Origin of the sequence: Streptomyces carminius, assembly GCF_002794255.1 — a bacterium.
Lineage (GTDB): Bacteria > Actinomycetota > Actinomycetes > Streptomycetales > Streptomycetaceae > Streptomyces > Streptomyces carminius.
In genome coordinates this window covers 45984-52178 of the sequence record NZ_PGGW01000044.1, presented here as the reverse complement: position 1 = coordinate 52178, position 6195 = coordinate 45984, and the positions used below count along the sequence as shown (strand labels likewise).

5 protein-coding genes and 1 pseudogene are annotated in these 6195 nt (G+C 72.1%); 3 read left to right on the top strand and 3 right to left on the bottom strand.

Annotated elements, in window-relative coordinates; all coding sequences use genetic code 11:
* A partial coding sequence (locus CUT44_RS13295; RefSeq protein WP_158239609.1) for an MMPL family transporter occupies nucleotides 1-1127 on the bottom strand: 1127 nt, incomplete at its 3' end.
* Between the two features lie 722 nt (nucleotides 1128-1849).
* Here CUT44_RS13295 and CUT44_RS13290 point away from each other — a divergent pair.
* Nucleotides 1850-3250: an endo-1,4-beta-xylanase gene (locus tag CUT44_RS13290; protein ID WP_100202171.1), complete on the top strand. Its 1401-nt coding sequence runs from the start codon at nucleotides 1850-1852 to the stop codon at nucleotides 3248-3250.
* A 211-nt stretch (nucleotides 3251-3461) separates the two neighbouring features.
* Nucleotides 3462-3747, top strand: a pseudogene (locus tag CUT44_RS34000) (DNA-binding response regulator); the annotation flags it as partial.
* Nucleotides 3748-4063: 316 nt separating this feature from the next.
* On the opposite strand, the gene CUT44_RS13280 reads toward CUT44_RS34000, so the two are convergent.
* Complete coding sequence (locus tag CUT44_RS13280; protein WP_100202170.1) at nucleotides 4064-4417, bottom strand: hypothetical protein; 354 nt, start codon at nucleotides 4415-4417, stop codon at nucleotides 4064-4066.
* 228 nt (nucleotides 4418-4645) lie between these two features.
* Between CUT44_RS13280 and CUT44_RS13275 the strand changes: the two genes are divergently transcribed.
* Nucleotides 4646-5266: a hypothetical protein gene (locus tag CUT44_RS13275; RefSeq protein WP_100202169.1), complete on the top strand. Its 621-nt coding sequence runs from the start codon at nucleotides 4646-4648 to the stop codon at nucleotides 5264-5266.
* A gap of 271 nt (nucleotides 5267-5537) precedes the next feature.
* Here the strand turns inward: CUT44_RS13275 and CUT44_RS13270 are convergent, their stop codons facing one another.
* A complete protein-coding gene (locus CUT44_RS13270) occupies nucleotides 5538-6110 on the bottom strand; it encodes a GNAT family N-acetyltransferase (RefSeq protein WP_100202168.1) in 573 nt (190 codons plus the stop codon).
* Nucleotides 6111-6195 lie beyond the last annotated feature (85 nt).

The following is a 6195-nucleotide window of genomic DNA, read 5'->3' as shown; positions in this document are numbered from 1 at the left end:
CCCGCCACGCCGAGCAGCAGCACGGGCAGCGGGCGCCGCAGGACGAACCGCGCCCAGCGGGTGCCCCCGTTGTTCCGGGTGTCCTGTTCCTCGGCCTGTCCGCCCTTGCGGGCCCGCCGCGTGAGCACGGCGTTCGGCCAGAAACCGAGGAACGCCGGGACCAGCGTCAGCGCGATCAGCACGGCGACGACGACCGCGCCCGCCGCGGCCAGCCCCATCTTGGTGAGCATCGGGACGCCGACCACCGCGAGTCCGGCCAGCGCGATGACGACGGTGAGCCCGGCGAACACCACCGCGGAACCGGCCGTGCCGACCGCCAGCCCGACCGCCTCCTGCGGCGCACGGCCCCTGGCCCGCTCCTCGCGGTAGCGGGAGACGACGAACAGCGCGTAGTCGATGCCGACCGCGAGTCCCAGCATCATCGCCAGGATGCTCGTCGTCGCGGACAAGTCCAGCGCATGGGCCAGTGCCAGAATGCCGGCCATGCTGACCCCGACGCCGATCAGGGCGGTCAGCAGCGGCAGCCCGGCCGCGGCCAGCGAACCGAAGGTGACCAGCAGGACGACGGCGGCCACCGCGACACCGATCAGCTCGGCCGTACCGCCCGGCCCGCCACCCGCGTTCAGGGCGCTTCCGCCCGCCTCGACGGTCAGCCCGGCATCCTGAGCGCTGTGGACAGCCTCCTCCAGCCGGCTCTTGCTGGCGTCGGTGAGGTCCTTGGCACCGACCTCGTAGGTGACGGTCGCGTACGCCGTCCGGCCGTCCCTGCTCAGGGTCTTCGACCGGAACGGGTCGGACGCGCTCACGACCTGTCCGCCGTCGGCCAGAGAGGCCACGGCCTTCTCCACGGCCTGCCTGTTCCCAGGGGCGGTGATCCGCTCCCCGCTCGGCGCGACGAACACGATCCGGGCGGTCGCACCATCGGCAGCGGTTCCGGGAAAGCGCTGTTCCATCAGGTCGAACGCCTTCTGGGACTCGATGCCCGGCATGGAGAACCCCTTGTCGGACGCCTCCGGGGCCTTGAGAGCACTGAGTCCGGTGAAGGCCAGAACGGCCACCCAGATCAGAACGACGTACCAACGTTGCCGAAAGGCCAGACGGCCCACTCGGTGAAGAAAAATGGCCACGGCAGGAGGTCTCCCCATCTGGTGCTGGTTGTCCGCCCAGCCTCTCCGGATGCGGGCCGCCCTGTCGTCGTACGCCTGCTGACAGTTGCCGCTACTGAAAACGTAGTAGAGACCTGCCGAGCGGCTCCACGACCTGTACGGCGAACCCGCTCAGGCGACGGCGATGCAAGTCCTCCTCCACGACACGGATCCGAGGGTCCGTGCCCGCGCCACGACCCGGGCCCCTCTTCCCCGACGTCCCCGACGACCAACGGCGGAGCCTGTCCCAGCAAGGACCGGCCCGCAGGGGTGAGGGACGCTTCGCGCCGTCGTTCATCAGTCGGAGCCGCCTCCACGACCAGGTGACCGGCCGGGGGGTGGGGAGGCGCCGTCCCAGGGGTGGGACGTACTGGTCCGGTGCCACGGCCGTACCGGGACCGCGTCGCCGACCGGGCCGGGCGGTCAGGACGTCCGGTCCGGTCTGCCGCGAGACCGGCCTGTGGCGGGGCGAGACGCTCCTGCCGTGCTGTGCTGTCCCGCTCCGCCGCGGTCTGTACGGCGCGCCCGCAGCGGGCCGGCCGCCGCGGGAGGAACTGGTCGAAGCCCATCTCGCCCCCGGCGCCGACAGGTGGTACTTCTCTACGGGGAGGAGTCGGGACAGGGCCGGACCGAGCCGCTGTCCCACCGTCACGGCACCACGCACCACATGACGCCCTCGGACGATCCCGAACCGAAGGAGAACCATGTTCCGCCACCACCCGCCCCGAGGCCGCCGTACGGCCGGCTTCCTCGCCACAGCGTTAGTGGCCCTGTCGGCCGGGCTGACCGCGGCCGCGCCCACCGCTGCGGCCCACGCCGACACCACCCTGGGCGAACTGGCCGAGGCCAAGGGCCGCTACTTCGGCTCCGCCACGGACAACCCCGAGCTGCCCGACACCCGGTACACGCAGATCCTGGGCAGCGAGTTCAGCCAGATCACCGTCGGCAACACCATGAAGTGGCAGTACACCGAGCCGTCCCGGGGCCGGTTCGACTACACCGCGGCCGAGGAGATAGTCGACCTGGCCGAGTCCAACGGCCAGTCGGTGCGCGGACACACCCTGGTGTGGCACAACCAGCTGCCCGACTGGGTCGGCGACGTGCCGGCCGGCGAGCTCCTGGAGGTCATGCGCGACCACATCACCCATGAAGTCGACCACTTCGAGGGCCGGCTGATCCACTGGGACGTGGTCAACGAGGCGTTCGAGGAGGACGGCAGCCGCCGGCAGTCGGTCTTCCAGCAGAAGATCGGCGACAGCTACATCGCCGAGGCCTTCAAGGCGGCCCGCGCCGCCGACCCGGACGTCAAGCTCTACTACAACGACTACAACATCGAAGGAATCGGCCCCAAGAGCGACGCCGTCTACGAGATGGTGAAGTCCTTCAAGGCCCGGGGCATCCCCATCGACGGCGTCGGCATGCAGGCACACCTGATCGCCGGCCAGGTCCCGGCAAGCCTCCAGCAGAACATCCAGCGCTTCGCCGACCTGGGCGTCGACGTCGCCCTCACTGAACTCGACATCCGCATGACCCTGCCGCGCACCGCCGCCAAGGACGCCCGGCAGGCCACCGACTACGGAGCCGTGGCCGAGGCGTGCCTGGCGGTCTCCCGGTGCGTCGGCATCACCCTCTGGGACTACACCGACAAGTACTCCTGGGTGCCCTCCGTCTTCCCCGGCGAGGGCGCCGCCCTGCCGTGGGACGAGAACTTCGCCAAGAAGCCCGCCTACCACGCCATCGCCGCCGCGCTCACTGGCGGCAGCCCCGCCCCCCGCGGCGAGTGCACCGCCACCTACCGCGTCACCAGCCAGTGGCAGGGCGGCTTCACCGCGGAGGTCACCGTCGGGAACGGCCACACCGCGCCGATCACCGGCTGGACCGTCACCTGGACGCTGCCCGGCGGCCAGTCCGTCAGCAGCGCCTGGAACGGAGACCTCACCGTCGGCGGACAGGAGGTCACCGTCCGCAACGCGGCCTACAACGGGACCCTCAGCAGGAGCGGAAGCACCACCTTCGGCTTCCAGGGCGAGGGCACGGCCGACACCCCGGCGGATATGACCTGTACCCCCTCGCCGGCCACCCAGAGCTCCGGCGTGATCGGCTGACGCCCGTTCGCCGGCAGCCTCGCAGTGCCGGAAGGATCCGGTGGGGCGGGCGGACTCCCGCGGTGGAGCCCGCTCCCCGGCGGTGGTGCAGAGGGCTCCTCCGCCCCTTCGGACCGGCCGTCCGCGTCCGGGTGGTCTCCCGCCTCGGAGTTCCGACCGTACTTCCCGCCCGGGACGACGGTGATCGCGGAGACCGGCAACGGCACCAGCCCTGTTCCGGGAAGGGCTGGTGCCGTTGCCGGCCTCGGCCGGGCACGAGGTGGCGGCCGTCGCCGGCGCCGGACCGGAGATCCTGCCGATGCGGCTGGAACACCGCCCGGGCGTGGCCGTGCTCGACGTGCGGATGCCGCCGGGCTTCCGCGACGAAGGGGCTGCGGGCCGCCCCGCGGGCCAGGGCCGAGATCCCCGGACTGCCGGTGCTGGTGCTCTCGCAGTACGCGGAGGGGGCCCGCGCCGCCGAACTGCTGGGCGGCGGTGCCACCGGGACCGGCTGTCTGCCAACTCGGCCTGCCGCGGAGCGACAGCGGTCATCGCCAGGCCCTGGCGGTGCCGGCTTGTCCGAACAACCGGCAGACGCGGCCGATGGACGCGCGCTCCGACGCGGCACCGCACCGGTCACCCGGTCGTCCGGTCGCCTCCGGTGACCGTCCCCGGGCGCGTACCGCCCCCGCGCCGGACGATCCCGGACTGTTGTTCCGGACTTTCTCGGACGAGAAGTTCCGCCGGCCGCCGGGTGGCGAGCACCCCTCGTCACCGTGTGCGCCGCGAACGGCCGGCCCGGCCCGGACGGAGCGGGCCGGCCGCGGTCAGCGGTTACCTGACGTGGAAACCGTAGACGTGGTAGGTATCGGCGCCGGTGAAGGGGGCCGACGTGTGGGGCGGGAGCACCTCGACGTCCCATCCCAGGTTCGTCCTCCAGAAGACGACCACCTCGTGGGCGCCCGAGGTGAAGGAAGTGACGCCGCCCTGTCCGAGCGGGACGTTGCCGGGGCCGGTCCAGCACCGGGCGTGCTCCGTGCCGTTCTCCAGATACGTCACCCGCACGGAATCCGTGCCGGCGCCGCAGTCGATCTCGTCGGTGGCGAAGGCGGGGGTTGCCGGGAGCGCGACGCTCACCGCGACGGCCGTCATGGCACCCAGTGCCAGTTTCTTGGGTCGGCTCTTCATAGTGCTGCGGTTCCTTCCCGATCAGAGCTCCGGTGGGACGGAGCTTTGAGTGAATCTTCAACCATCAACCGGCTTCAGTTCAACGTTTCAATGAAATCTCTCGCGAGTCGGCCGGCGGCGGTGTCCGTGGGCGCCCCGGCCCGGAACACCGGGCATCCTGGAGAACCGGGGCGTTCCGGACGGGGCCGGGGAGGAACGCCCCGGTCCGCCCGGAAAGGTGCGCGTGTGATGAGGAGTGCCCTGCGGTTTCGGGGGTGGATCGGCGCGGTCGGGACCTCCTCCGGGACGAGGGTGGTCCTGGGGCACTGGCCGGAGTCGCCGTTCGGCCCGTTCGGCGACGTGATGCTGGAGAGGGCCGGCGGACAGCGGCTGCTGCTGGCCCCCGACGAGCGGATCGCGGACTTCGTCTCCGCCGTCTACCGCTTCGACCGGGTGCGGGTCGTGCCGGTGGCGGTGGACGTGTCCGGGCCGTTGTGGCAGGTGGCGGCCGGACCGCTGGATCTCCGCCTCACCACCGGACGACGGGGCGGACTCGGCCGGCTGCTGCGGTGCGTGCCAGCCCCGCTGGCCGCCCGGCCCGCCTGGGCCGCGCTGACCGACGTCCCCGCCCGCCTGCTGCCCGGGGTACGTACCCGGGGCAGCGCGGGCGGCGGGTACCGGGAGTGGTACGGGGCCCTGGACCTGCTGCCCGTCATCTCGCTCGCGGCCTCCTTCGAGGGCCGGGACCTGGGCGCGCTCGCGCCGGTCGACCCGCCGGTGCGGTTCGGTTTCGGCTCCGCCCCCCGTACGCCCGCCCTGGTGCGGGTGATCACCACGGTGGACACACCGGGAGGGCGGCACGGGCGGTAAGGCTGTGCCACCTCACCGGGCGGCGGCAGGGGAACACCGGGACGGAGGCGGAGCGCACGGAACCGCCGCGGGTGGCGCCGGTGGCGAGGGAGGTGTCGGCGCGGCGACGGAGGAGTTCCTCCGGCTGTACTACGGCGCGCGGTGACACGGCCGCCGGCCGGCTCGCCGCCGTAAGCGGTGTGAAGGCACCGGAACCGTCGAGCCGCACGAGGTGTCGGACCGGTTCGGGAACACCGCCGGAGTACCCCGGCCGGGGGCCGGGGACGGTCTGTCAGCGCAGGTCGAGCCGCATCAGGACCCGGGGATGACCGGCCAGCACCGAGGTGGTGTCGGCGGCATGGGCGAATCCGGCACGCTCGAAGTTCTTCCGCAGCCCGGCGTACGCCATCGTCATGTCGACCTTGGCGTCACCACTGTCCAGGGGATACGCCTCGATCGCCGGCGCACCGTGGGCGCGGGCGAACTCGACCGCGCCGGAGATGAGGGCGTGCGAGAGCCCCTTCCTGCGGTGGCCGGGGCGTACGCGAACGCACCACAGTGACCAGACCGGCAGGTCGTCGACATACGGAATCCTGCGGCTGCGGGCGAAGGAGGTGTCCGAACGCGGTGCCACGGCGGCCCAGCCGACCGGCTCCCCACCCTCGTAGGCGAGTACCCCGGGAGGAGGTTGCCTGTGGCACAGGTCGGCGACGTACTCGCCGCGGGCCGGTCCGCGGAGTTCGTGGTTGAGTTTGGACGGGAGCCGGTAGCTCAGGCACCAGCAGACGTTGGCGCCGGGCGACTTCGGGCCGAGCAGGGTACGGACGTCCTCGAAGACCGAGGCCGGACGAACTTCTACGGTCATGCCACCACGATGGCATTTCGGCACACCGCGCCGCGAGGCCCTCGCCGCGCGTCAGCGCCTCGTCCTGGTGCTCGGCCACTTCCAC

Bases quoted from the DNA above. Each gene is read 5' to 3' on its own strand.
- CUT44_RS13275 (WP_100202169.1), top strand. From the start codon at position 4,646: ATGAGGAGTGCCCTGCGGTTTCGGGGGTGGATCGGCGCGGTCGGGACC.
- CUT44_RS13290 (WP_100202171.1), top strand. From the start codon at position 1,850: ATGTTCCGCCACCACCCGCCCCGAGGCCGCCGTACGGCCGGCTTCCTC.
- CUT44_RS13270 (WP_100202168.1), bottom strand. From the start codon at position 6,110: ATGACCGTAGAAGTTCGTCCGGCCTCGGTCTTCGAGGACGTCCGTACC.
- CUT44_RS13280 (WP_100202170.1), bottom strand. From the start codon at position 4,417: ATGAAGAGCCGACCCAAGAAACTGGCACTGGGTGCCATGACGGCCGTC.